The following is a 24,617-nucleotide window of genomic DNA, read 5'->3' as shown; positions in this document are numbered from 1 at the left end:
AGGCTTTTGAATCCTCACGGAGCAAATGTTATATGCTACCAAAATAGTTGTAAAGCGAGAATTATTAATTCCAATTCGTAATAAACTGCCCAAGTTGTTATCCCGCTCTTAATTAACCGTGCTGATTCAGTTAAACTCTTATTTGAAGAGCCTTTTCTCCATGGCCTTTCTCTAGAACAACTCGCGACATGGTTTCGATAACTACTCTTGACGAATTCATCATAAGAAATCAGTATGAATTTCCCTATTCCACCGGGGAGCTCTCCAGGCTGCTTCGGGATATAGGATTCGCAGCGAAAATAGTCCACAGGGAAGTAAACAAAGCCGGTCTGGTCGCGGATATTCTGGGCAAAACGGGCCAGGTAAACATTCAGGGAGAAGAGGTAAGAAAGCTTGATTCCTACGCGAACGAAAAGTTTCTGACCGCACTTGAACATGGCGGAGAATGCGCGGGGGTAGCGTCTGAGGAGAACGAGGATTTCATAGCATTTTCCGACGAGAACTCGAGAAACTCAAAATACGTAATAGCCATCGACCCTCTCGACGGATCCTCCAACATAGACGTGAACGTATCGGTTGGAACCATATTCTCCGTATATAGAAGAACGTCAAAGATGTTTTCCCCGTGTCTCAAGGAAGATTTTCTGCAGCCGGGCAAGACCCAGACGGCTGCCGGATACATAATATACGGTTCTTCGACCATGCTGGTGTACACTACCGGCCACGGAGTAAACGGGTTTACCCTTGACCCCTCGATAGGAGAGTTCTGCCTCTCCCATCCGAACATAAAGATCCCGAGCCACGGCAACATCTTCTCAGTCAACTACTATAACTATTCGAAATTCCCCGACAGGGTAAAGAAGTATCTCGATCACTGCAGAGACGGAGACGGCAATTCCAGGCTATCGCTTCGGTACGTCGGGTCCATGGTAGCAGATATACACAGGAACCTGCTCAAGGGAGGAATATTTCTTTATCCGAAAACCTCGGATTCTCCCAACGGAAAACTCAGGCTTCTCTACGAGTGCAACCCGATGGCCTTCATCGTGGAACAGGCTGGAGGAGCGTCGTCAAGCGGAACGGAAAGGACTCTTGACATTCAGCCGACGGAACTTCACCAGAGAACCCCCATATATATAGGTTCCTACAACATGGTAAGTAAGTTCCTCAACTTCTTGAAGGACACCAAAGAATCTGAGGAGGAGTAAGAATGGGTGAAAAAATAAGCTTCGGGCTTACCGCCCCCCTTCCGGGAAAACCGGTTACGGAACTTGTGGACTTCGCCGTCCGCTGCGAGGAGGCCGGTTTCGACGCCGTGTGGTATCCAGACCACATACTGTTTATGGCGAAAAAACTGACTCCCGAAGTATGGTCGGTAATCACGGCCGCGGCGGTAAAGACCGACAGAATCCGCCTTGGAGCCATAGGGGATCCTCACAGGTCCCATCCCGCGATGTTCGCCCACAGACTTGCGACCATAGACAACCTCTCCGGGGGAAGAGCGTTCAGCTGCCTTGGGTACGGGGAAAAAATGAATCTTGACTACTACGGCATAAGCTGGAACAGGCCTCTTGCGCGTCTCAGGGAATCCGTGCCGCTTATGAGGCGGCTTTGGGCCGGGGAGACGGTGACCTTCGAGGGGGAATTCTTCTCTCTTAGCGAAGCCGAAGTAAGGGTAAGCCCCGTTAACGGAAAGGACATTCCCGTATACATAGCCGCGACCGGTTCGAAGGCTCTCGGGGTCGCAGGCGCACTCGGAAACGGATGGGTAACAAACGCGATGCCCACATGGGTTTTTTCGAGCAAACTCGCCGAAGTGGAAAAAGCCATGGGAGAGAACGCCGCCGCAGAGAACTTTGAGAAGTGCATATATATTTTCGTGTCCATCGCCAAGGATAAGGACACCGCCTACGAAACCCTTGACAGAATAAAGCACGCTATAATCTGGCCCGACGTGATAGAGGAAGCCGGGTACGACCTCAAAATAGAACCGCAGTACAAGGGACTTTCCTATACGAGCATAATGCCCAACGATCAGGACATGCTAGCAAGATTCAGGCAGATGGGAGAAAAATACTATACGAGGGATATACTGTCCGACTTCGTTATATACGGAACGGCCGGCGACGCGATAAAAAGGTTCGAAGAATATATAGAAGCCGGAGTCACCCACTTCATAATCAGGGATTTCAGCCCTGACCTGGAATACTCCTTCAATGCGCTTGCGGGAGAAGTAATAGGTCACTTCAGGTAGGAACCCGAGGCTGCTCAGGCGATCGTGATTTCCCGCTCCAGGTAGACATTCTGAACACTCCTTAGAAGCGCTACCCCTTCCTTAAAGGGTTTCTGGAAAGACTTTCTTCCGCTTATCAGCCCCATACCTCCGGCCCTTTTATTTACAATGGCGGTTCTCACCGCGTCCGCAAGATCGTCCGAACCTGAGGCGCCTCCCGAATTTATCAGGCCCAGCCTCCCCATGTAGCAGTTTGCGACCTGGTAGCGGGTAAGGTCTATGGGGTGGTCAGAGGTAAGATCCGAATAAACCCTATCGTGGGTTTTTCCGAAGGAAAGAGCCGTAAAGCCTCCGTTGTTCTCCGGGAGCTTCTGCTTGACTATATCTGCCCCTATGGTCACCGAGAGGTGATTCGCCTGCCCCGTAAGATCAGCTGAAACATGGTAATCGGCCTCGTCCTGCTTGAAAGCCGGGTTTCTCAGGTAGGCCCAGAGTATGGTCGCAAGTCCCAGGGAATGGGCGTGGCTGAAAACTTCCGATATTTCCTGGATCTGACGGGAACTTTCCTCGGAACCGAAATATACAGTCGCACCAACTGCCACTGCCCCCATCTGAAAGGCCTGATCCACGTTTCCGAAAAGAATCTGGTCAAAAGTATTAGGATAGCTCAGAAGCTCATTGTGGTTGATCTTGGCTATAAAAGGAATCTTGTGCGCGTATTTTCTTGAGACCGAAGCCAGTGCTCCCACGGTCGAGGCAACGCCGTTACATCCCCCCTCCATGGCAAGCTTCACTATGTTCTCCGGATCGAAATAGATGGGATTCACCGCAAAAGATGCTCCCGCGGAGTGCTCAACTCCCTGGTCCACCGGCAGGATTGATACGTATCCCGTTCCCCCTAGGCGACCGTGGTCAAGAATGTTCTGCAGGTTCCTTATCACGGCGGGCGACCGGTCGTTCTGCACAAACACCTCATCCACGTAGCCCGGACCGGGGAGATAAAGGTCTTTTTTGCTTATCGTAGTGCACTTGTGACCGAGCAGGTATTCCGAGTCCGCTCCCAGCGCCGCCTCTATATCATTGATTTTCTTGAGTTCCTTTATGGCCATGGGTTCTCCCTTGAAAAAATCTTAAGATCCTACTGAAATAAATACCTGATCGAGCCCTAGCTGTCACTGAGAATCGATATTCCCGGAAGGTCTACCCCGCCTAGGAATTCAAAACAGGCCCCGCCCCCGGTCGACACGTGGGTCGCTTCGGAGAACTTGACCCCGGACTTCTTAAGTGACGCCACGCTGTCCCCTCCTCCGAGAACCGTGGTGGCCCCCCTCCATGTGGCAAGCGCAAACGACCTAGCGATGGCGCTCGTGCCGTTTGAAAAATCATCCAACTCGAAAAATCCCATGGGACCGTTCCAGAAAACCGTGCCTTTCCCCTTTATATATGAGGTGAATTTCTCCACCGTCTTCGGCCCTATGTCAAAAGCCGTCATGTCGTCGGGAATCTCCGCGCCTGTAACCACCACACGCATCTTTCTGCCGCCGTCGGCCTCGGCCATCACGTGATCAACGGGCAGAATGATTTTTTCCTTGTAGGTTTCAAGGGCTTCCCGGGCCCAGCAAATCATCTCTTTCTCCACGGAACATTTCCCGACGCTAACCCCGCGCGCCGCAAGAAAGGTATAAGCCACCCCGCCGCCCACAAGAACCCTGTCCGCTTTCTTTATTATGTTCTTGAGTGCCCCTATCTTGTCCTTTATCTTCATGCCCCCGACAATGACTAAGTAGGGGTTTTTTGGTCTCTTTATCAGACGGCTCAGAAACTTTATTTCGTTTCCCACCATAAGACCCGCGAGCTTTTTCTCAAAATGAGCGGTCATTCCGTAGGTGGAGGCGTGGGCCCTGTGCGAGGTGCCGAAAGCTTCGTTCACGTAAATATCAGCCAAAGAGGCAAGTTTCCGCGAGAAATCCTCATCGTTTTCCGCTTCTTCATTGTGATACCTGAGATTCTCAAGGAGCATCACCTCGCCGTTTTTGAGTTTCTTTGAGGCGTTCTCAACCTTCCTGCCGACAACCGCGCCCGGAAAACGGACCTTGATACCCAGAAACTCGTTAAGCCTTTCCGCCACCGGAGCCATTGAAAGATTTTCTATCCTGCGTCCTTTCGGTCTTCCCATGTGGGAAGCAAGTATTACCCTGGCCCCGCATCTTGTAAGGTAATCGATCGTGGGGATAGTGCGTCTTATCCTGTAATCTTCAGTTATCTTTCCGCCGTTTACGGGAACGTTGAAATCAACCCTTACAAAAACTCTTTTCCCCTCGTACTCAGAGCAGGGAAGGTCGGTCACAAGAAGCTTTTTCTTCAAAGGGTTTCCCCCACGAGTTCTATAAGATCAACTACTCTGGAAGTGTATCCGTACTCGTTGTCGTACCAGGCGACAACCTTGACCAGATTGTCCTCCACCACTGAAGTCAGCATTGAGTCAAAAGAGCAGGAATGGGTATCTCCCACAAGATCGGAAGAAACGATTTCGTCCTCGACGTAAGCAAGGTAGCCGCTAAGCGTTCCTTCGGCTGATTCCTTGAACTTTGCGTTCACCTCTTCTGCGGAAGTTCCTTTTTCCACTTCGCAGGTAAAATCCACAAGCGACACATTGGGCGTGGGCACCCTTACGGCTACCGCAGAGAGTTTCCCCTTAAGCTCCGGAAAGACAAGCTGTATGGCGTTTGCGGCCCCCGTGCTGGTAGGAATAATGGAGAGCGCAGCCGCTCTTGCCCTTCTTTTATCCTTATGCGGAGTGTCGAGTATCCTCTGATCGTTCGTATAGGAATGTATCGTGGTCATCTCCCCACGCCTGATCGAGAAATTTTCGTGGAGAACCTTGACCAGCAGGCCGAAGCAGTTGGTCGTGCAGGATGCATTTGAAATCACATCGTGACCTTCGGGCTCGTAGTCGTCATCGTTTATGCCCATTACCGTGGTGAAATCCACCTTGCCGCTTGCCGGGGCGGTAATTATCACCTTTTTCACGGTCTCGCCCATGTGCGCCGCAGCGGCCTCACGGGTTCTGAAAATGCCGCTTGCCTCCGCTATGACCTGTGCTCCCGTTTCGGCCCAGGGAATATTCGCAGGGTTTCTCTCCGAAAACACCTTTATGAACTTTCCATCTACGGTTATTCCCTCGCCGTTGCACTCGACCTCTCCCGGGTAGCGGCCGAACACCGAATCGTACTTGAAAAGATGGGCCAGGGTTTCGGTGTCCGTAATATCGTTTATGCCCACGAACTCAAGGTCTTCTCTGCCTAGACCGATTCTGAGCACATGCCTTCCTATTCTTCCAAACCCGTTTATTCCAACCCTGATGGACATCACAAAACCTCCGAAACTTGACTTTGAACTTCGCAAAAACTATACACTTGCCTGCTGTTAGTCAAATAGAGAAATCAATTTGAAAAGAAATACCGCATTTCGCCGCGTGGCCGAATCACCCTAACGGATACAAGAACACCGAGCATAACGGTTCTTAATCGATATTTTCCGCCCGATCTTCAGTCGCTGAGCCCTCAAAAAGCACTTTTGTAATTGTACAGGGTACCTAGTCATTAACTAATTTGCAGGAAATCTCTTCCACCCGTCCCCAATGTCCTCAGACGGGTGAAATACCGCAACCGCTTGCCAATATCGTCAAGAACCAGATAAAGACAGGGCACAAGGTAAAGTATGACGAAAGTCGAAAAAACAAGTCCGAATCCCAGGGAAGCCGCCATCGGAGCGAGAATGCCCGCCTGGCCCTTGTAAGCGAACATCAGGGAGAAAAGTCCCGAGAAGGTCGTAAGCGTGGTGAGAACTATAGGGCGGAAACGATACCTAGCGGAAAATACTATCGCCACCGCCTTGCTCGGCATCTTTTTCGCCCTTCGGTTGATAAAATTCATCAGCAGCAAGCTGTCGTTCACCACTATTCCCAGAAGTGCAACCATTCCTATTATGGCGGGGAGCGTCATGGGTTCGCCGCGCAGCAGAATCGCTATTATCACTCCCGTAATGCAAAAAGGCAGCACACTCATTATTATAAGGGGCTGAAAGGTGGAACGCAGTATGCTTGCGAGAATGAGATAAATGAGAAGTAAAGCCAAAAGCGACGCCTTTTTTATGTCGCTTATAGCCTGAGTATACTGCTCCTCCTCCCCTGCGAACCGAAACGAGTAGCCCGGGTAGTTCTCCAGAAGACCGTCGAGGTGACGCGAAAGATTTGCGGTTACCTCCCTTGAAGTAGTCGTCTGGTTGTCCACTTCGGCTGTTACGGTAACCGTTCTTCGAAGCTTCTCCCTTCTTATCTCAAGCGGCGTTTTGGACTCCGTTATCTCCGCCACGGTGCCGATAGGAACCCGCCTTCCGAGAGGAGTCGGGACCTGGTGCGATTTCACCGAGAAAACACTGGACTCTCCTCTTCCGTATCGCAGATTTATCTCAACCTCTTCCTCACCCACTCTGGTCTTCGCAACTGTGAGGCCGTCTCCGAGAGCCTTGATTTCCCGCGACACGTTCCACTTGTCAATACCGAACACCCCGGCTTTTCTCTCGTCTATCTCAACTCTCGCCTCGGGCTTTCCGTAAATAAGATTGCTGGTCGCGGCACTCACCCCCGGCTGATTGCTCAGATACTCCCGGACCCGGGAAGCTATTTCCATCAGCACCGGTATGTCATCCCCGCTTATTTTAACGTCCACCGGTTTCCCGGTAGGGGGACCCGTCGTCGTTACGAAATCAACCTGTTTGGCTCCCGTCACCGTTTCCCCTACCCTGCTCTCCGCAATCTCAGAGAGTTCGAGCGCGTTTTCTTTTCTGGCGGAGTAATCCTCGTATTCAACCAGAACCGTGGCCACGTGGTCCCCCGTAGAAAACATATTGTCAGGGTCCGACATATCGAGTCCAACCATGGATAAAGTGTTTCTCAGAACATGAGTGGGAACGCTGTGGCGCACGGCTTCCTCCACCTGGGCTACGGAAGCGGCTGTATGCTCCAGACTGGACGAGGGAGGATTCTCAACTCTTACCATTATTTCCTCAGTATCATGAAGGTAGAACATCACGTTGGGAATCCGGACAAACATAAAGACCGAAACGGCGAAGATAACCGTGAAACATCCTATTACCGCATAGCGGTTTCTAAGCGCAAACAGAAGTCCCCGCAGATACAGACCTCTTACGCGCAGAAGCGGCGCGTTTCCGCGAGGAGATCTCGTTGTGCCGTTTGCCGGAAGCCAGTCGGCACAGTGGGATGGCATGATCAGCAAGGCTTCGAAAAGGGAGAAACAAAGAGCGAAGATAGCAACTTTGGGAATTACGGAAAGGAACTGTCCGATTAACCCCGTGGCAAGAAGAAGGGGGGTAAACGCTGCAATATTGGTAAGCACAGTCGCGACCACTGGCCAGGCAACCTCTTTTGTCCCCACCACCGCCGCCCTCAGCGGCTCCATTCCCCTTGATACATATCTCTGGACATTCTCAACAACGATTATGGCGTCATCCACCACCATACCCAGCATCATTATAAGACCGAACATGGAAAGGACATTGAGCGTTGTGCCGGTCATCTTCATTAATATCGCGGCCCCCAGAAAAGAAACGGGAATCCCCAGAGCGGCTATAAAGGCCGCCTTGCGATCGAGAAAAAGAGTGAGAAGGATTACTACCAGAACAAACCCCAGACCCCCGCTTTTAAGCATGGTCCGAAGACGACTTTTCACCCAGTGTGACCTGTCAAACGCCAGGTTTATCTCCACATCTTCGGGAAACTGGTTTTCATACTTTTCGGTAAGCTCCCTTATGCGGTCGACGGTATCGAGGATATCAACGTCTTTCTGCTTCTCCACCCAGAAAGTAATCGCAGGACGGCCATTTATCCTCGATCTCAGGTCCTCTCGCTGTTCTCCGAGAGCGACCGTCGCCACATCGCGGAGCAGAATATGTTTACCCTCAACGCTGCGGGCAACCGGAATATTGAGAAGATCTTCCACAGATCTTATCTTTCCCTCGGTTCTAAGCAGAAAATCAGTACTGTTCCCAGTAAAATTCGCCCCGGGGATATCCAGATTCCTCGCGTTGATGGCATCTGAAATCTCCTTAATCCCCAGTCCAAACTGCACCATCTTCGGATAATCCAGATACACCCATATTGCCGGGTCAGGCAGTCCGACGGAAGTCATGTTGTCAATACCGTCTAAAAGCCCAAGCTCATCCCGCAGTCTTCTGGCGCTGCTATAGAGAATATCTCTTGGCATGTCCCCTGAGACCGAAACGCTCACCAGCGGAAAACTCGCCTTTTGCTCTTCTGTTACGGGTTCTTCTGTGTCCTCGGGAAGATCGTCTGCTATCAGGTTGATCTTGGAATCAATCTCCCAGGCGATCCTTCTGGTGTCTTCACCCGGGTAAACCTCAGCCGTAACCCGCGAGAACCCTTCGGAAGAAACGGATTTTACGATCTTGACACCGGAGACGTTCTTTATCTGCTGCTCAATGGGAACGCTTACAAGATTCTCAACGTCTTCGGCGGAAGAACCCGGAAAAGACGTGGTTACCGTAACCATTTCGAGTTTTACCGACGGGAACAGTTCAAGGGGAAGGGAAAATGAAAACAGAAGCCCTATAAGTAATATGGCTCCCATCAGCAGGTTCACGAAAAAGGAGTTTCTTACTGAAAAATCGGCGATGTGCATAGAGAATCGGTCGACAATTCCTGATGTGTGCCCAACTATGATCCCGAGTGTACGGGAATTTGATCAAGCGGCATATCTTTTCGGTATCGGCAGGCTTTTCTCCTGCGGATTTGAAATCTTATCTTGCCTTGCTAAACGGAGTTTCCAACCGGTCTGCGGTAAACCGCAACCTCAAAACACCTCTTGTAATTGTACCAGAACCCAGGGAATTTCCGAAAACGAAAAGTCTCCCCTGCCGCTTCCCGGGAGCATGTCTTCGTTGAGGAGTACGGATTGATTTTCCTGATTCCCGTAGTATCGTTTGAGGGTGATGAAAAACTTGGGAACTATATACTTGACTAACCCGCATTATCATGACTGCTAAAGAAATACGTACAGTAGAGTTTGTCGTTCTGCCTGCCACGAGGGCGAAGGCAAGGAAGATGTTCCAGATGGCCGGAGCCTGTCGGTACGTCTGGAACCATTTCAGGGAGAAGAACCTTGCTGACTACCAGGCATTCAAGAATGGCAAAGGGGAAAGACCATCTACATCGTATTTCAGTCTCGGCGTTGAGTTCACTAGGCTAAGACACGAGACGGACTGGCTTCTGGAGCTTCCTGCAAATCCCATAAAACATACTCTCAAGTATTTTGCGGATGCACTGAAAGAGGCGATGGCCGGCAAGAAGGGTTTTCCGAAGCCGAGAAGCAGAAACAGGCACGCACCCAGCTTCACGCTTCCAAGCAAAGAGAACTTCAGAATAAAGAATATCGATAAAAAATACTCTCTGCTTCTTATCCCCAGGGTCGGTTGGGTAAAGATGACCCGCAGGGGAGGAAATCCATGGAAGGATGGCGTACCCAGGCAGGTGGTGCTTCGCCATGACGGGCACAGGTGGCGTGCCTTTGTTTCCTACGAGGTTGAAGTGGAGAAAAGGCCGGATGACGGTGAGGTTCTGGGAGTTGACATGAACGCACGCCAGGTCGCCACTTCTGACGGACATTTCTACTTCCTGCCCGATTTAAGGAAGAAAGAAGCAAGGCGGAAGCGGTATCAGCGGAGGATGGCAAGGCAGATAAAGGGGTCTAACAGACGGAAGGACACAAAGAAGAAACTTGCGAAAACAAGCAGGAAAATAGCCAATATCCGCAAGGACTGGGTTCATCAGACCACAAAGAAGATTGCGGACAAGAGCGGTACAGCAGTCACAGAAGGCCTCAGGGTAAAAAACATGACTGCTTCCGCAAGGGGCACTGTAGAGAATCCGGGGAAGAACGTGAAGCAGAAGGCAGGGCTTAACAGGGCAATGCTTGATACCGCCATGGGGGAGACAAGAAGAAATCTTGATTACAAGTGCGGGAGACTGATAGAAGTGAATCCCGCGTATACATCTCAGACGTGTTCGCGTTGCGGACACGCGGAAAAAGAGAACCGTAAATCTCAAGCACGGTTCCAGTGTGTGAGTTGCGGTTTTGCGTCCAACGCGGACACGAACGCTGCGATTAACATAAGGCGTCTGGGAATGGCGCGACTGCACGGCGAGGAGCGTTCCGTCTTTAAAAGGACTCCGACGACCCGTGAAATTGATGCGAGGCAGCCAGATGGTTAGTCAAGTATATAATTCCCAAAATCTTAACGTATGTATTCTGGGAGCAAGCGGCTACACGGGAGCGGAGCTCATAAGGCTCCTTGGGGGACATCCCCGGGCCAGCATTTCGCATTTAACAGCGTCAAGGCACGCAGGTCGTGCCCTGGCCGAGGTCTTTCCGCACCTTGGAGAAATAGCCAATCTCGAGCTCAGCAGTTCGGACCCCTCGCTCATTCCGGACGATACCGACGTGGTATTCGCCGCGCTTCCGCACGGAGCATCGGCCGAGCTCGTAGAAGAAATTTACGGAAGGGACGTAAGGATAATTGATCTCGGGGCGGATTTCCGCCTCAGGGAAGGGACCTACAGGGACTGGTACGGGGATCATCCGTGCGCCCATCTTCTCGAAAACGCCGTCTACGGAATCCCCGAACTGCATGCGGAACGGATATCGGAGACAAAACTGGTGGCAAACCCCGGATGCTATCCCACCTCTTCGATCCTTCCACTCGCGCCGCTTCTTGAAAACGGCATGGTGGAAACTGAGGGAATCATAATTGATTCCAAATCCGCAGCTTCGGGAGCGGGAAGGAACCCTTCGCTTGATCTTCATTTCTGCGAGGTCTCCGAAGCAATGAAAGCCTACAAGGTAGGCGAGCACCGCCATACTCCCGAAATAGAACAGGGACTCTCGGATTTTCTAGGCAGCAAGGTGGAAGTCGCCTTCACCCCGCATCTCGTACCGATAAACAGGGGGATACTCTCGACAATATACGTAAACCTCTCTGGAATCCATAAGACCCGGGAACTGCTGGACGCCCTGGGGCAATTCTACGAGAACTCGCCCTTCGTGAGGATTCTTCCCGAGGGGACTTTTCCGAACACCTCCTGCGTCAGGGGTTCAAACTTCTGCGACATAGGAGTAAGGACAAACCCAGAGAAAAAAACCGCGGTAATTGTCTGCGCCATAGATAACCTGGTAAAGGGAGCCTCCGGCCAAGCGATACAGAGCATGAACATCATGCTCGACCTTCCCGAGAGCCTGGGACTTGAGTCCGTCCCGCTTTATCCCTAATTTGCGCGGTAAATACATGCTGCCCGCCGACATGATATCCCGTCAGAAATCCTGAAGCGTCCTTATTCTCTCCACTATCGCGGGAAGAAGCTCGATCACCCTGTCGACTTCCTCCGAACGGGTAAAACGGCCGAAGCTGAACCTGACCGAGCAGAGCGCTTCCTGTTCTTCGAGCCCCATGGCGATCAACACGTGGGAAGGGTCGACGTTTCCCTCGGAGCATGCAGAACCAGTTGAAACCGCCACTCCGGCGGTATCGAGATTCATTACCACCGAATCACCCAGAGTTCCTGGAAAACCGACGTTAAGGGTGTTGGAGACCCTGGTGTCGGGATGTCCGTTCAGGTAAACATCCGCTACTTTCCGGGAAAGCTCCCCGAAAAGACGGTCGCGCAGCTTCCCCAGTCTTTCGTTTTCCGTCTCAAGCTCCCCACGCAGAAGCTCGCACGCATAACCGAATCCGCAGACGGCCGCTACGTTCTCCGTTCCCGACCTTTTTCCCCTCTCCTGCCCCCCGCCGTGCATGAAAGGCTCGAGGGCAACCCCTTTTTTCAAGTAAAGGGCTCCCGCCCCCTTGGGGCCGCATATCTTGTGGGCGGAAAAAGACGCCATGTCCACCGGCAGACCGGAAAGATCGATCTCCATCTTTCCTAGGGCCTGAACCGCATCTGTGTGGAAAACCACCCCTCTCTCGCGGGCAACTTCCCCTATGTCACGAATCGGACTTACAACTCCGGTCTCGTTATTCACGTACATGCAGGAAACAAGAATCGTGCGCTCGGTAATCGCTTCCCGGAACTGCTCGGGGAAGACCCGTCCGAAGGAATCCACGGGAAGATAGGTGACCTCGAAACCCCTGCGTTCAAGAAACCTGAACGCTTCAAGACACGAGGCGTGCTCGACCGCGGTCGTAACCAGATGGTTTCCCCTGTCAGAAAGAGCGTAGGCCAAGCCTTTTATGGCGAAATTGTTGCTTTCACTGCCCCCGGAGGTAAAAACTATTTCTCCCGGCCTCGCCCCGAGATAACCTGATACCCTCTCGCGGGCGCAATCAACCGCCGCGCGCGCGACGCTTCCGGGAGAATGAATACTGGAAGGATTCCCATAATTTCCGGCAAGATATGGGATCATCTCTTCCAAAACGCGCGGGTCAAGAGGCGTAGTCGCGTTATAGTCAAGATATATGGAATGTCCGTTATCAGGCGACATTTTCTCACCATCGCTTAAACAGCTTGCATAACAGCGAATAATAACCGATCGACCGCGTAAATCACTGCGACACAGGAGAGCGGAAGCACTCCGGATTCAAGTTATTTCAGCGGGTTAACCTCTTGGGGACAAGATCAGGCGCACCGGCAAGCCAACTTCAGATCAGGTCAGGCTTGTCGGTGATAATCCCGTTAATCCCGATCCCGGCCAGCTTTTCGCCCCGTTTCGGATCGTTAACCGTCCAGCAGCACACAAAAAGGCCTCTTCTTCGGGCTTCCGAAGCGAGGCGTCGCGTCATAAAACGGTGATTTGTAGCAACTACCTGGCAGCCCAGAGAAAGAGCCTTCTTCACGCACCCGAAGCCGAAAACCGTAATAAGCCCCGTAGTAATGGAAGGATCAAGTTCCCTCACGGCACGAAGACAGTCCTCGCGGAAAGAAACCACCGCCGCATCTTTTATAAGACCATGAGCTTTTATAAGCGAGACCGTTTCTTCTTCCGTACCTTTTTCCTTAAGTTCGACCACGAGTCCGCAGCGCCCCGCGAAATTCTCAAAGACTTCCTCAAGAGTCGGTACCCGCTCCCCGAAACCGGCGTCAAGAGATCTGAGTTCAGAAAACATCTTCCCCGAAACGGCTCCCTTACCATCCGTGGTCCTGTCCACCGTCCGGTCGTGAATGACGACCAAGCGGCCGTCAAGACTTCTCCTCACGTCAAACTCTATCACCGCAGACCCCATGTCCAGGGCCCTGCGGAAAGAGCGGAGAGTATTTTCCGGTTCGTAATGACTCGCGCCGCGGTGAGAGATAAGGAGGAAATCTTTTTCGAAAAAACCTTTCATGGAATTTGGGGAGATTACCTGAACAGGTCATGGGCCGGATCTCTGATCAGTTCATCCGAACTTCCCTCTCCCCGGATGTACTCGACCCCGCGCGCTACCACAACGGGCAGAGCCGCGGTTTTCTCCATCAGCAAGCCCGCGGCACACGCCACCTGGTCCGCGGTCGCCATCTCGGTTGCCGTAAGCAGAAGACCTTTGGTATCGGCCTCTCCCCTGCGGTCAGAAAGTGGCTTCATGCCGCTACAGCCAATGGCGATGTCGGTGAGCCCTTCCCGCCAGGGACGTCCCACGGTATCGCTTATTATGACGGCCACGTACTTTCCGGTTTCCTGTTCTATATGTTTTCTTATAACCCCGGCGGAGCGATCGGAATCAAGCGGAAGAAGCGTGACATCCTCGCCCCCGGAAACATTCGACGCATCAACGCCGGCGTTTGCCAGCACAAGCCCTCCGATCGTTTCAACTATAAGTCTTCCCTTGCCGCTTTCTCTCTCGTCCATTTTTACGATTCTCCTGGTTTCCCCGAGAATCACCTCCACCAACCTCGGATCCTTTGAAACTTCCTCGGAGACCGTAACCGCGAAACCCGAAGGTTCCACCTGGGAAAGACTAACGACCCTGCCTTCGGCCTTTGAAACCACTTTCTGCGCAACTACAATTATATCCCCGTCGAGAAACGAAAATCCCTCACGGGCGGCGGCGTGCAGAATCATCTCCCCGAGGCTGTCCCCCTCCCCCACTTCCGGAATTCCCTTCAAGGGAACAAATCTTATTTCTCCAGTCTTGTCCATGCGGAAATTCTCCCGATGCCGCACCGGCGCGGCGTTTTGTATATACCCACTAAACCATCTAGTATATATTACCGATATCAAGGGGGAGAGAAATGGAAAGATTCTATTTGGAAAGAGAGGCTGACCTCGAACTTGAAAAGCAGTTCGAGGTATCCGACGTGGCGAGGGAATCAGGTCTCATGATCCGCATATTCGTAACCTCCTCGCTTAAAAAGGAAATGATGGAGCCCGATTCCGAGGCCTCGGCCCGCGGCGAGGATGAAAACACCAGGCTAAAGGAAATACTTTCCCCTCTCGTGTCGTCCATAAGGGCGACCAGAAAAACGAAGAAAACCAACGTGATCAATTTCATCGCTTCGGTTACCAAAGACGGAAAAGCCCGGGAATTTCAGGTTATTTCCTACCTGGGTCCGGTAACGAAAGACTCCGAGGAACCCTGCATAACCCTTCTCCTTCCCGAAGACCTGCCGGAAGAAACACCTTAGCCACAAAATCGTGTATTATTAGCTTTATAATGGGGTGTACAGAGGAAATTTCCGGCGAAATCTACCTTGACAACAACGCAACTACAAGACCACTTCCCGAAGTAACGGAGGCCATGCACGAAGCCATGGGCGAGGGGTTCGGCAATCCCTCAAGCGCCCATTCGGCTGGAGAGCGGGCGAGGCACCGCATGGACCTTGCCCGAAAACGGACTTCCGATCTTGTGGGATGCTCCCCCGAAGACCTCATATTCACAAGTTCCGGCACGGAATCAAACAACATGGTTTTTTATTCCTGCACCAGGAAAAAAGAGAAGCCGCACATTGTCACAACCCAAGTAGAGCACTCCTCGATAATGAAGATGTGCAATTTCCTCGAACTAAACGACGTCCACATCGAAATGCTCGAGGTGGACAGACATGGGATTCTTGACATCCGAAAACTCGAAAACGCGATCTCCGAGAAAACCGATCTAGTTTCCGTGCAGTGGGTTAACAACGAGACCGGAGTTATACAGGATATCGCGAGCATTTCCGAGGTCTGCAGGAAAAACGGAGTGCTTCTCCACACCGACGCGGCCCAGGCTGTAGGCAAGTTCGAGGTTGACCTTGCAAAGCTTCACGTGGATTTTCTCTCTTTCACCGCTCATAAAATCAGCGGTCCCCAGGGCGCCGCGGTTCTCTACGCAAAAGACAGGCTGCTTGTGAATCCTTTTCTTTTCGGAGGATTCCAAGAGGAAGGGTTTCGTCCCGGGACTGAGAACCTTCCGGGCATAACAGGCTTTGGGGCCGCCTGCGAGATAAGGCACAAAAGGCTTGAGCAGGCCATAGGAAAGATGAAAGATCTTCGCGACCGGTTCGAGAAAATAATAATCGAGTCCATCCCGGACACCTCGGTTAACGGGGGCGGCGGGGAAAGAATATGCAACACCACCAATATCCATTTCGGCGGAACTGACGGAAGAAGGTTGGTTTCCCTTCTTGACGAGGCGGGAATAAGGTGTTCGCAGAGTTCCGCGTGCACGAATTTCGACATTACGCCATCCTACGTTCTGGCTGCCATGGGGCTGGATGAACAGCATGCGTATTCAAGCATAAGATTCAGCTTCTGCCCGGAAAACACCTTTGAGGAGATAGAAAGAGCGGCAGAGATAATCCGGGAAAAGTGCGAATTTCTCAGCAGTCAGCCCTGCTGAACCCGGGCACCCCGGGGAAACGGAAAATTAGTCGACAATCCTTACCGGCTGACCGGGAAGAAGGCCGAAGTTCCCCTCGGTTATGATTCTGGAATCCGGGGGAAGGGAATCAAAGGATATGTAGGCCGAGTTGTCGTCTATCCACGTGGGCGCCACCTTAGCCTTGAGAACTTCTCCGTTTTTTTCAACCAGCACGAAAGAGGAATTTTCTTTGTCGTCGGACAAGACAGCCGTCTTGGGAATTCTGACGACATTATCAAGCGTCTGCACCGGTATTTTTACGGAAACCATTTCCCCGGGCCACCATTTTACCGAGGGATCGGATATGGCAATCTCGATATCGTAGGTGCCCGAGAAATCATCAGAACCCGGACTCACGCCGTCAACCTCGCCCGCGACGGTTTCCACCGTGCCGTCTCTTGTAAGCGATACCTCGAGAACATCTCCCCTGCTGACGCTTCTGGCAACTGACACGTCCACACCGGCTATGACTTTCCTGCCGCTTAGATTAACGACCTTGGCTACCACATCCCCGTTTCTTGTCTCCTGCCCGATGTCGGGAACGATTTCGACAACCTGGCCTTGGATAGGGGAGCGGATCTTTAGGTTTTCGTAATTCCACTTGGCCCTTTTGTAAGAAGCTTCAAGGGCCTTCACGCCGGCCGAGGCGGTTTCAAGCAGGTTTTGTGACGCCTCGGTCTCGTCCTCAGAGACTATTCCCTTCTCAAAAAGAGCCGCGTTCCTGCGGTATACCCTTTCAGCCTCGGCAAGCTTCCCCTTGGCGGACTCAAGATTGTACTTGGCCTCGTCAAGCCGTGTTTCCACGCGGTAATCGTAGAGTTCGAGGATAATTCCATCCTTCTCGATTTCCTGACCTCGACCGGAATCTATCCGCTTTACCCATCCCGAGACGGTCGTTCGGACCAGAACGGTCTGCTTGCCGCGGACTCTTCCGAGAACTTCGGTGTAAACTGAACCCGGGGACGCAACAGGCGTCATCACTTTTATGGGCCTGTGGACGTTATCTTCAGAATGACCCTGCGCGCTCGATTCCCTTTCTTGAAGAAACCTCGCGTACAGGAGAGAAAGAACCAGGAGGAAACCAAGAGATATTAAAACCAGAGTCAACCAGTTCTTCATTTTTCTTTCCCTGAACCAAGATCTCATCTATTTTTCCACCCACAAAAGCTTCAATAAAAAAGGACATTCATAACAATATTGAGAATCCGGCGATTTAGCAACAACCGGCAAAATTAGGAATAACCGGTAAAACAGATTGACTTTTGGCCCAAATACACCGATAATTATCAAGAGATTTTAAGGAGGATGTTAGTGAACGGAAAACCTTTAACAAAATCCCAGCTTTCAAACAGCTTGGCAGAGAAGGCGGGAATAACCAAGGCGACAGCCAAAACCGTTATTGATGCTATGGCGTCAATTGCATGTGAAGAGGTAAAGGGAAAAGGAGAATTCACGATTCCTGGAATCGGCAAACTGGTTATCAGCAATCGTAGTGCCAGAATGGGGAGAAATCCCGCCACCGGTGAAGTAATCAGCATACCTGCAAGAAAGGTCCTGAAGTTCCGCGTGGCGAAAGCCTGCAAGGATTCCGTGCTAGGTTAAAACTGTCTCCGCGCTTTACCTAGCTGATGCTGCCTCTCAGCGACCAGTTGAGAATTTCTACTGGATGCACAATCTTGGTCTTGGAATCTAGACCGAGCAGTCCCTTGCGGATCTGTATCATGCACCCGGGATTCCCGACGGCCAGATAGTCAGCACCGGTTTTTTCTATCTCTCTTATTTTCCCTGAGAGAAGCCTAGCGGACATCTCCGGTTGCACGATATTATATATCCCGGCGCTTCCGCAACAGTGATCCGACCGTTGCATTTCGACAAGCTCCAGTCCCGGGATGCTTCTTAGAAGTTCTCTTGGAGCAGACCGTATCCCTTGTCCGTGAACAATATGGCATGCGTCCTGATAAGTAATCCTTATATCAAGAGGGCGCAGCGACGCCCCTATTTCCACATCTGAAAGAAATTCCATGACATCCACGGTTTTCGCCGAGAGCTGCGCTGCGGCTTCGGAGTAGACCGGATCCCCATGCAGGATCTCGGCGTATTCCTTCATAGTGGAACCGCATCCGGCGGAATTAACGACTACGGCATCTACATTTAAGGTGGCGAAAAGCGCCACCAGTTTTCTTGCGAACTCCCTTCCTTCCTCAAGCCTTCCCGAATGAACAGAAAGGGCCCCGCAACATCCCTGATTCTTGGGAACAAAAACTTCGCAGCCACTTGCGCGAAGCACTTCGATCGTTGCCCTGTTTATTTCCGGGAAGAAGACCCCCTGAACGCACCCGCTCAGAAGGGCAACTTTCTTTTTTCTCTCTCCAATTGCCGGGTAAAAGGCCGAAAGAGTTTCCCCGAAAGCGGAGCTGACCTCGGGAAGCATATGAAACATGGAGGAAGCCGAGAGACTTATTCTGTCAAGAAGCCACGGCGGGAAAACCCTCTTCAGGCCAAGGGTTTTTACCAGGTAAACAAACGGCAGAAGAACCTTCAACCTTTGGGGATAGGGAAAGATTTTGAAGATAAAAGCCTTGAGAATTCTCTCCCTCAGGCCCCTTTTGAACCTCCTTTCAATCTGTCCCCTCGACATCTCTATCAGACTTCCATACTTAACTCCAGACGGACACGCAGTCTCACAGGCAAGACATCCCAGACACAGATCAAGGTGTTTTACAAGTGACTCGCCCATCGGAATTCTTCCCTCCTCCGCGGCCTTTATCAGATGTATTCTTCCCCTGGGAGAATCGAGTTCGTTTCCGGTCTCAAGATAGGTGGGACAAGATGAAAGACAGAACCCGCAGTGAACGCAGTCCTGTATTATCTTCTTGCTCGGGCGATCTGTATGGTCAAAAGCAGTCTCAAGCGACATTGCGTCCCTCCGCTCCCGAAGAAATCGAAAAACCGAAAGTCTCGAGACCCGCGCTATGGAAAACCTCTTTGAGTTCCTCTTGGGTGCCAAACGATTTTTCCCCAAGTTTTCTGCCGGATATATCAAAGTGAAGAGAGTCTTGGGAAAAAGGATTTGGGCAGATCATATAGTTAAGCCCGTCCTCTGATGACAGCGCTATTTCCACCGTGTCTCCGAGGTAATTAATCGGAACGCCCGGAACAGTGACTGATCTTGATCCGTGGCAGAGGCCAAGCGATATTATGTCACCCACCTGAAGAAACCTGAGATTGGTCTGGATATCGGCAGGCAGGTATCCGTTCAGAATCTCATCCCCGACCCTGATCTCGAGGCTTCGCCGCAGAAATTCCCTGATTTTCTCTCTAAGCGAAACGGCCGCCTTGTTGTTTGGGTTTCTGGATATGGTCCTTTCGTTAAGTTCGGAGAAGTGAAGCGCTATGAGCGCGCAGGCGTATGGATGCTCGCCGGCATGTTTTTCGAAACACTCAGACCATATCTCAAGCTGACTCTCGGGCCGCATTTCCATGAAACTTCTCGGATAGCCGTTTTTCGGGTTAAGATCAGCCACGGAATCCGTTTCCTCCCACCCGCAGTCATGTTCCCTTATCGCAAGCATCACTTCGTCTCTGGGAACGATAGTCTCGAAATCCTCATTGCCCCAGAAATCCATTATTCTTGAAGAAAGAAAAGCGTGGCTCGGCTGCGTTATGAGCGTCCACCCCTCATCGGATTCCCTTCTTATCATAATCCCTATCCTCAGTCTGCATCGAATATTTTTTCGCCGGGCAGAATGTTTCCCGGATCAAAACGCCGTTTTATGTTCTTCATAAGAAAAAGCGCCTCTCCGAAATCTCCCCACGCTTTTATCCTCTCCCTGAGTTCGCGGCGGACCCCCGAGAACATGATACGGCCCCCAAGCGAATCGGCAAGATTCTCAAGAGAATGTGCCGCTCTGACCGCCTCTTCACCCCCACCGCTTACCGAAACAAGCGCAACCCCTCTGGCGGGTCTCGAAAGGCAGCGCACTGTGACCCCCGAGAGTGCCGGATTGCTCTCGATATCGGAGAGAATCTCGATTGAGGCAGTTACGGGGAGGGTGAGCTTCGAGGAAAAACTTGCCCCGGATGAAAACGGAAATTCCCTTGCCGAATCCCATAACTCCCGTGAATCCTGATCGTCCATCTCGATTAAGGAGGCAAAATCACCAGAGGTTATCTCTCTCACCTGTTTTATCTGCTCGATCACTGCCTCTTCGAAGCTGTCGAATTTAAGCAGAACACTTCTTTTGGCCCCCGGTGCCGCCGCAAATTCCAAAGAGAGTCTCTCGTCAAGTATTTCAAAGCATGTGGGAACAACATCCGCAGCAAGTATCGCTCTGGCTGCCCGGGAACAGGAAACATGGCTGTCAAAACCCAGAACCAGGGTTCTTGAGAAGGGCTGGTCGGGGTATAACCTGAAAGTCGCTTCCACCAATACACACAGGGTGCCAAGCGAACCTGCCATAAGCTTGGGAATATCATAACCCGCTACGTTTTTAACTACCTTCCCTCCCAAGTTTATGATCTCACCGTCAGCCCTCACGGCCCTGACTCCTAGGATAAGCTCTCTGCACGTGCCGTATCTGGTGCTCATTGGACCGCAAAGATTCGTCGACAAAAGCCCCCCCACAGTGGCTCCGGAGTCAAGACCGGGCGGATCCACGGGAAAAAGCTGGTTTTCGCTCCCGACGGCATTCTGAAACTCCCTCACCTCCATCCCGCATTCGACCGTGGAAACCATGTCAGAAGGCTCATGAAACAGAACCCTGCCAAGACGCTTGAGTGAAAGCGCCGCGCCGACCGCGCCAACCGGGTTGCCGAGAAAAAGCTTGGTGCCCCCCGCAAAAGGAAAAACACGAATGCCCTTCTGCGAAGCAAACCCGAGGACCCGGGATATCTCCTCGATGTTTTCGGGATAGAGAATTACTTCGGGAGAGAAGCCGAATTCGGGAACGTCTGAACCCGTATCCCCGGAAACGGGAACACGGGAAGCTGAAACCATCTTGGAGAGTTCTGTTACGTGAGACATCCTTTTTTCAAACCAACGGACCGTTAAACCTTGAACACGGGCCCCGCTCTACTAGAAAAGTTCCCCCATTTCCTTCGCGGGAGCAGTTTCGGAACCCCGTTTTTGCATCCCGGGCTCAACGCACGTTCTAGGAGTCGGGAACACCTTGCCGGGATTGCAGAGCCCTTCATCGTCAAAAGCGCATCGCACAAGATTCATCGTATCTATTTCCTGTTCACTGAACATAAGCGGAAGAAACCTCTTCTTATCAAAACCCACACCGTGTTCTCCCGTAATGCTGCCGCCGACATCAACGCATACCCTGAGAATTTCGCCGGAAAGTTCCTCGGCTTTCTCGGATTCCCCCTCAACTTCGGGATCATAAAGCACCAGCGGATGAAGATTTCCGTCTCCCGCGTGAAAGACATTGGCAACCCGAAGGCCGTACCGTCTGCCGAGCTCCCCTATCTCTCCAAGCACCCTAGCCAAGCTGCTCCTGGGAATTACGCCGTCCTGGACATAGTATCCGGGACTTATTTTCCCCATGGCGGCAAAGGCGCTTTTACGCCCCTTCCAGAAAAGCTGTCTCTCGCTTTCATCCGCCGCCAGCTTTATTTCAATCGCACCGTTTTCCCGAAGTATCCCGGTCACGGCAGGAACCTGTGCGCTAACCTCTGCCCCAGGTCCGTCAAGCTCCACGAGAAGAATGGCTCCCGCGTCCCTGGGGTATCCGGCGCCTACCGTGGTTTCCACGGCGTTTATGCTGAGATTGTCCATGATTTCCATTCCCGCGGGAATAACCCCGGAAGAAATGATCGCGGAGACCGACGCCCCGGCATCCTCGATTCTCTCAAACGAAGCAAAAAGAGTTTTAACCATCTGAGGTTTTTTTATTATTCTCAAAAAGACCTTGGTCACTATGCCCAAAAGCCCCTCGCTTCCGACCACAAGCGAAAGAAGATCATATCCGAGACTCTCCGGGGTAGGACCTCCGAGCGTGACCACCGCTCCGTCGGGCAGAACCATCTCCACTCCGAGCACATGGTTGGTCGTGACCCCATACTTAAGACAATGAACTCCACCAGAATTCTCCGCGACATTGCCCCCTATTGTGCACACGATCTGGCTCGAAGGATCGGGGGCGTAGTAAAATCCCTCGGCACTCACGGCATCGGTTACGGAAATATTTACCACTCCGGGCTCGACCACAACAACGCGGTTCGGGATATCCACATGAAGAATCCTGTTCATTCGCGAAAGCGATATCACTATTCCCTCGCGACTGGGAAGAGCGCCGCCCGAGAGGCCGGTTCCCGCCCCTCTCGGAACAAAAGGGATCCTCTCGCGATGACAGAGCTTCACCACACGGGAGACTTCCTCTGTGCTCGAAGGCAAAACCACGAAAAGAGGCTTTACCCTGTATCCCGTAAGCCCGTCGCTTTCATAAGCGATCAGCTCATCCTCGGCTGATATAACCGCCCCGGCGCCCAAGATTCCCGCAAGTTCCGAGGCGATACGGGATTTCCATCTGTCGTTTCTTTTTACAGCTTGCGAGTCCATCGTTAAACTTATAGTATATCGGAACCCGGGGAACGCGAAAAATTGACTGAAACCATCAAAGAAAACGATCCGCTCGTATTTGACAAGCTGTCCGAATGCCTTACGGGGGGAGGGGTGATCGTATACCCGACCGAAACTCTCTACGGGATCGGCTGTCTTGCGTTTGATCGGGAGGCCTGCCGGAGAATAGTAAGGATAAAACAAAGATCCGGAGGCAAGGGCCTTATAGTCCTCGTAAGTGACGAGGAGATGCTTGATCGTCACTTCCATGTTCCCGGCGACCTGCTCGAAAGATACTCCCGGAGCCAAAAACCCCTAACGCTCATACTGCATCCGAAATCCGTTTTCCCGCAAGAGGTGTCGGGAGGAAGAGACTCGGTCGCGGCAAGAATCTCCACTTCCCCTTTCGCAAAAGAGATCCTTCGTCGCGTGGGAGAACCCATAACCTCTACGAGCGCGAACATAAGCGGCAGGGGCAACTCAAACCGGCTTGCTGATATCCGCAGGGATTTTCCGAGCGGGATTGATGTTATCGTTGATTCTGGTAACCTTCCACCCTCAATGGGTTCAGCGATAGTGAACCTGACGACCGCGTCACCCGAGATTATCAGAGAGGGCGATCTTTCCGTAGCTGAAATAGAGAAGATTCTTCATGGCTGAAATAGAACCTTTCAGAGGTATAAGATACAGCAAGGAAGCGGTCGAGGACTTCTCGAAAGTCATTGCTCCTCCCTATGACGTAATAAGCCCGCAGCAACGCGAGGAACTCTTCGCCAAAAGTCCTTTTAACGCCGTCAGGATTGAACTGCCCGAAGGAGAAGGCAAGCAGCGTTATCAAAATGCGAATGAAATCTATTCGAAGTGGCTTCGCGACAAGGTGCTCATAAGGGATGACGAGCCTTCAATCTACCCTTACTACCAGGATTTCGAGTTCGAAGGGCAACGCTACACAAGAAAAGGGTTCATAGCGAACCTAAAAGTTGAGGATTTCGACAAGAGAATCGTTCTGCCGCATGAACAGACTTTCAGGAAACACAAGGAAGACCGGCTGGCGCTCACAGTCGCATGCAACTCCAACCTGAGCCAGATATTCTGCGTCTATCCCGACGCCTCGGGAGAGGTCGAGGAAGATGTAGATAAAAATATCGGAGAACCGCTTGTGGACGTCATCTTTGAAGAAGGAATAAGAAATACTCTCTGGAAGATATCCGACCCGAAAATCATAGAACGCGTAAAAAGCCGCCTCGCGGACAAATCCATCCTGATCGCAGACGGTCACCACCGTTACGAAACGTCGATAAACTTCAGAGACCTGAAGAGAAGAGAAACGGGGGGGGATTCAGGACAGATGCCCTGGGACTACGTAATGACCTATCTCTCGCGCGGAGAAGGCCAGGGACTTATAATTAACCCCACTCACAGGATAGCAAGAAAAGTCGAAGACAACCTGATTGACAATCTGCGGGAAGATTTCGAAGTCGAGAGAATTGCGCTTGAGCGCTCGCTTGATCTTGGCCCGGATCAGATATCCGTTGTAACCAAGAATCCCGAGAGAACCTTCAGGCTTACTCCCAAGACGGCGCGCGAAAAAGACTATGAGAACCTCGCCGTGATAATTCTTCACAGCCAATTGTTCGGAGCACTGATAGAAGAAGACAAGGCGGGTGTACGATACTCCAAGTTCCCAGAAGAAGTATTCGAGAGCGTGCACAACGGGGAATTTGAGGCCGGATTTCTTCTTCCCAAGTTAAAATCGGAGGACATATTCAAAGTGGTTCTCGACGGAACCAAGATGCCTCACAAGACCACCTACTTTTATCCGAAAATTCTCTCCGGATTAATATTCAACCCTCTCTGGCGTTAAGCAGGCAAAAAAAAGAGGAGGGATAACCGTTGCGGTCTCCCTCCTCTTTCTTACTC

Annotated in this window: 21 protein-coding genes; 9 read left to right on the top strand and 12 right to left on the bottom strand. The window is 51.7% G+C overall.

Translation table 11 applies throughout. The annotated features are described in order from the left end of the window. Window positions 1-188: 188 nt before the first annotated feature. Together fbp and OXG75_00100 are read left to right on the top strand one after the other, a co-directional pair. Window positions 189-1,208, top strand: coding sequence for a class 1 fructose-bisphosphatase (gene fbp / locus OXG75_00105; GenBank protein MCY3624395.1), 1,020 nt, complete (start codon window positions 189-191; stop codon window positions 1,206-1,208). Window positions 1,209-1,210: 2 nt separating this feature from the next. Beyond that, window positions 1,211-2,254 carry an LLM class flavin-dependent oxidoreductase gene (locus tag OXG75_00100; protein ID MCY3624394.1) on the top strand — a complete coding sequence of 348 codons (1,044 nt, stop codon included), beginning with the start codon at window positions 1,211-1,213 and terminating at the stop codon, window positions 2,252-2,254. Window positions 2,255-2,268: 14 nt separating this feature from the next. On the opposite strand, the gene OXG75_00095 is transcribed toward OXG75_00100, so the two are convergent. From OXG75_00095 to OXG75_00080, 4 genes are all read right to left on the bottom strand, one after another. Further along, a complete protein-coding gene (locus OXG75_00095) occupies window positions 2,269-3,342 on the bottom strand; it encodes a class I fructose-bisphosphate aldolase (protein ID MCY3624393.1) in 1,074 nt (357 codons plus the stop codon). Window positions 3,343-3,398: 56 nt separating this feature from the next. Next, window positions 3,399-4,598, bottom strand: a complete 1,200-nt coding sequence (locus OXG75_00090) for a phosphoglycerate kinase (GenBank protein ID MCY3624392.1) — start codon at window positions 4,596-4,598, stop codon at window positions 3,399-3,401. Further along, on the bottom strand, window positions 4,595-5,602 hold the full coding sequence (gap, locus tag OXG75_00085; protein ID MCY3624391.1) for a type I glyceraldehyde-3-phosphate dehydrogenase: 1,008 nt from the start codon (window positions 5,600-5,602) through the stop codon (window positions 4,595-4,597). The genes OXG75_00090 and gap overlap by 4 nt, the downstream gene beginning before the upstream one ends. 233 nt (window positions 5,603-5,835) lie before the next feature. After that, complete coding sequence (locus tag OXG75_00080; GenBank protein MCY3624390.1) at window positions 5,836-8,952, bottom strand: efflux RND transporter permease subunit; 3,117 nt, start codon at window positions 8,950-8,952, stop codon at window positions 5,836-5,838. A 353-nt stretch (window positions 8,953-9,305) separates the two neighbouring features. On the opposite strand from OXG75_00080, the gene OXG75_00075 reads away from it, so the two are divergent. Then, a complete protein-coding gene (locus tag OXG75_00075; protein ID MCY3624389.1) occupies window positions 9,306-10,541 on the top strand; it encodes a transposase in 1,236 nt (411 codons plus the stop codon). Beyond that, window positions 10,534-11,595: an N-acetyl-gamma-glutamyl-phosphate reductase gene (gene argC / locus OXG75_00070; protein ID MCY3624388.1), complete on the top strand. Its 1,062-nt coding sequence runs from the start codon at window positions 10,534-10,536 to the stop codon at window positions 11,593-11,595. The genes OXG75_00075 and argC overlap by 8 nt, the downstream gene beginning before the upstream one ends. A gap of 42 nt (window positions 11,596-11,637) precedes the next feature. Here argC and OXG75_00065 read toward each other — a convergent pair whose 3' ends face one another. The 3 genes from OXG75_00065 to cofE all read right to left on the bottom strand — a co-directional run bounded on the left by OXG75_00065 (window position 11,638) and on the right by cofE (window position 14,436). Further along, window positions 11,638-12,804 (bottom strand): cysteine desulfurase family protein, encoded by a 1,167-nt coding sequence (locus OXG75_00065; GenBank protein MCY3624387.1) that lies wholly within the window; start codon window positions 12,802-12,804, stop codon window positions 11,638-11,640. A 157-nt stretch (window positions 12,805-12,961) separates the two neighbouring features. Then, on the bottom strand, window positions 12,962-13,645 hold the full coding sequence (locus tag OXG75_00060) for a glycerophosphodiester phosphodiesterase family protein (protein MCY3624386.1): 684 nt from the start codon (window positions 13,643-13,645) through the stop codon (window positions 12,962-12,964). Between the two features lie 14 nt (window positions 13,646-13,659). Continuing rightward, a complete protein-coding gene (cofE, locus tag OXG75_00055) occupies window positions 13,660-14,436 on the bottom strand; it encodes a coenzyme F420-0:L-glutamate ligase (GenBank protein MCY3624385.1) in 777 nt (258 codons plus the stop codon). Between the two features lie 92 nt (window positions 14,437-14,528). On the opposite strand from cofE, the gene OXG75_00050 reads away from it, so the two are divergent. Both OXG75_00050 and OXG75_00045 read left to right on the top strand, forming a co-directional pair. Next, window positions 14,529-14,921, top strand: coding sequence for a hypothetical protein (locus OXG75_00050; GenBank protein MCY3624384.1), 393 nt, complete (start codon window positions 14,529-14,531; stop codon window positions 14,919-14,921). 29 nt (window positions 14,922-14,950) lie between these two features. After that, a complete protein-coding gene (locus tag OXG75_00045; GenBank protein ID MCY3624383.1) occupies window positions 14,951-16,114 on the top strand; it encodes a cysteine desulfurase family protein in 1,164 nt (387 codons plus the stop codon). Window positions 16,115-16,141: 27 nt separating this feature from the next. On the opposite strand, the gene OXG75_00040 is transcribed toward OXG75_00045, so the two are convergent. Continuing rightward, the gene (locus tag OXG75_00040) at window positions 16,142-17,254 is read right to left on the bottom strand and encodes an efflux RND transporter periplasmic adaptor subunit (GenBank protein MCY3624382.1); all 1,113 of its coding nucleotides are present in this window, start codon (window positions 17,252-17,254) and stop codon (window positions 16,142-16,144) included. A gap of 186 nt (window positions 17,255-17,440) precedes the next feature. Here OXG75_00040 and OXG75_00035 point away from each other — a divergent pair, with 186 nt between their 5' ends. After that, complete coding sequence (locus tag OXG75_00035; GenBank protein ID MCY3624381.1) at window positions 17,441-17,737, top strand: HU family DNA-binding protein; 297 nt, start codon at window positions 17,441-17,443, stop codon at window positions 17,735-17,737. Window positions 17,738-17,756: 19 nt separating this feature from the next. On the opposite strand, the gene OXG75_00030 is transcribed toward OXG75_00035, so the two are convergent. From OXG75_00030 to OXG75_00015, 4 genes are read right to left on the bottom strand one after another with little or no spacing between them, the layout of a single operon-like run. Continuing rightward, a complete protein-coding gene (locus tag OXG75_00030) occupies window positions 17,757-19,052 on the bottom strand; it encodes a heterodisulfide reductase-related iron-sulfur binding cluster (GenBank protein ID MCY3624380.1) in 1,296 nt (431 codons plus the stop codon). Beyond that, window positions 19,042-19,836, bottom strand: coding sequence for a DUF3891 family protein (locus OXG75_00025; GenBank protein ID MCY3624379.1), 795 nt, complete (start codon window positions 19,834-19,836; stop codon window positions 19,042-19,044). Before OXG75_00025 ends, OXG75_00030 begins: the two co-directional genes overlap by 11 nt. An 11-nt stretch (window positions 19,837-19,847) precedes the next feature. Further along, window positions 19,848-21,158 carry an FAD-binding oxidoreductase gene (locus OXG75_00020; protein MCY3624378.1) on the bottom strand — a complete coding sequence of 437 codons (1,311 nt, stop codon included), beginning with the start codon at window positions 21,156-21,158 and terminating at the stop codon, window positions 19,848-19,850. Window positions 21,159-21,209: 51 nt separating this feature from the next. Continuing rightward, the gene (locus OXG75_00015) at window positions 21,210-22,697 is read right to left on the bottom strand and encodes an FAD-binding protein (protein MCY3624377.1); all 1,488 of its coding nucleotides are present in this window, start codon (window positions 22,695-22,697) and stop codon (window positions 21,210-21,212) included. A gap of 42 nt (window positions 22,698-22,739) precedes the next feature. Between OXG75_00015 and OXG75_00010 the strand changes: the two genes are divergently transcribed. Together OXG75_00010 and OXG75_00005 are read left to right on the top strand one after the other, a co-directional pair. Beyond that, on the top strand, window positions 22,740-23,357 hold the full coding sequence (locus tag OXG75_00010; GenBank protein MCY3624376.1) for an L-threonylcarbamoyladenylate synthase: 618 nt from the start codon (window positions 22,740-22,742) through the stop codon (window positions 23,355-23,357). After that, window positions 23,350-24,561 (top strand): DUF1015 domain-containing protein, encoded by a 1,212-nt coding sequence (locus tag OXG75_00005; GenBank protein MCY3624375.1) that lies wholly within the window; start codon window positions 23,350-23,352, stop codon window positions 24,559-24,561. The genes OXG75_00010 and OXG75_00005 overlap by 8 nt, the downstream gene beginning before the upstream one ends. Window positions 24,562-24,617 lie beyond the last annotated feature (56 nt).

Source organism: Candidatus Dadabacteria bacterium, from assembly GCA_026705445.1.
Classification (GTDB): Bacteria; Desulfobacterota_D; UBA1144; order Nemesobacterales; family Nemesobacteraceae; genus Nemesobacter.
The sequence above is the reverse complement of the archived record's forward strand: the minus strand, read 5'-3'. Positions and strand labels throughout refer to the sequence as shown.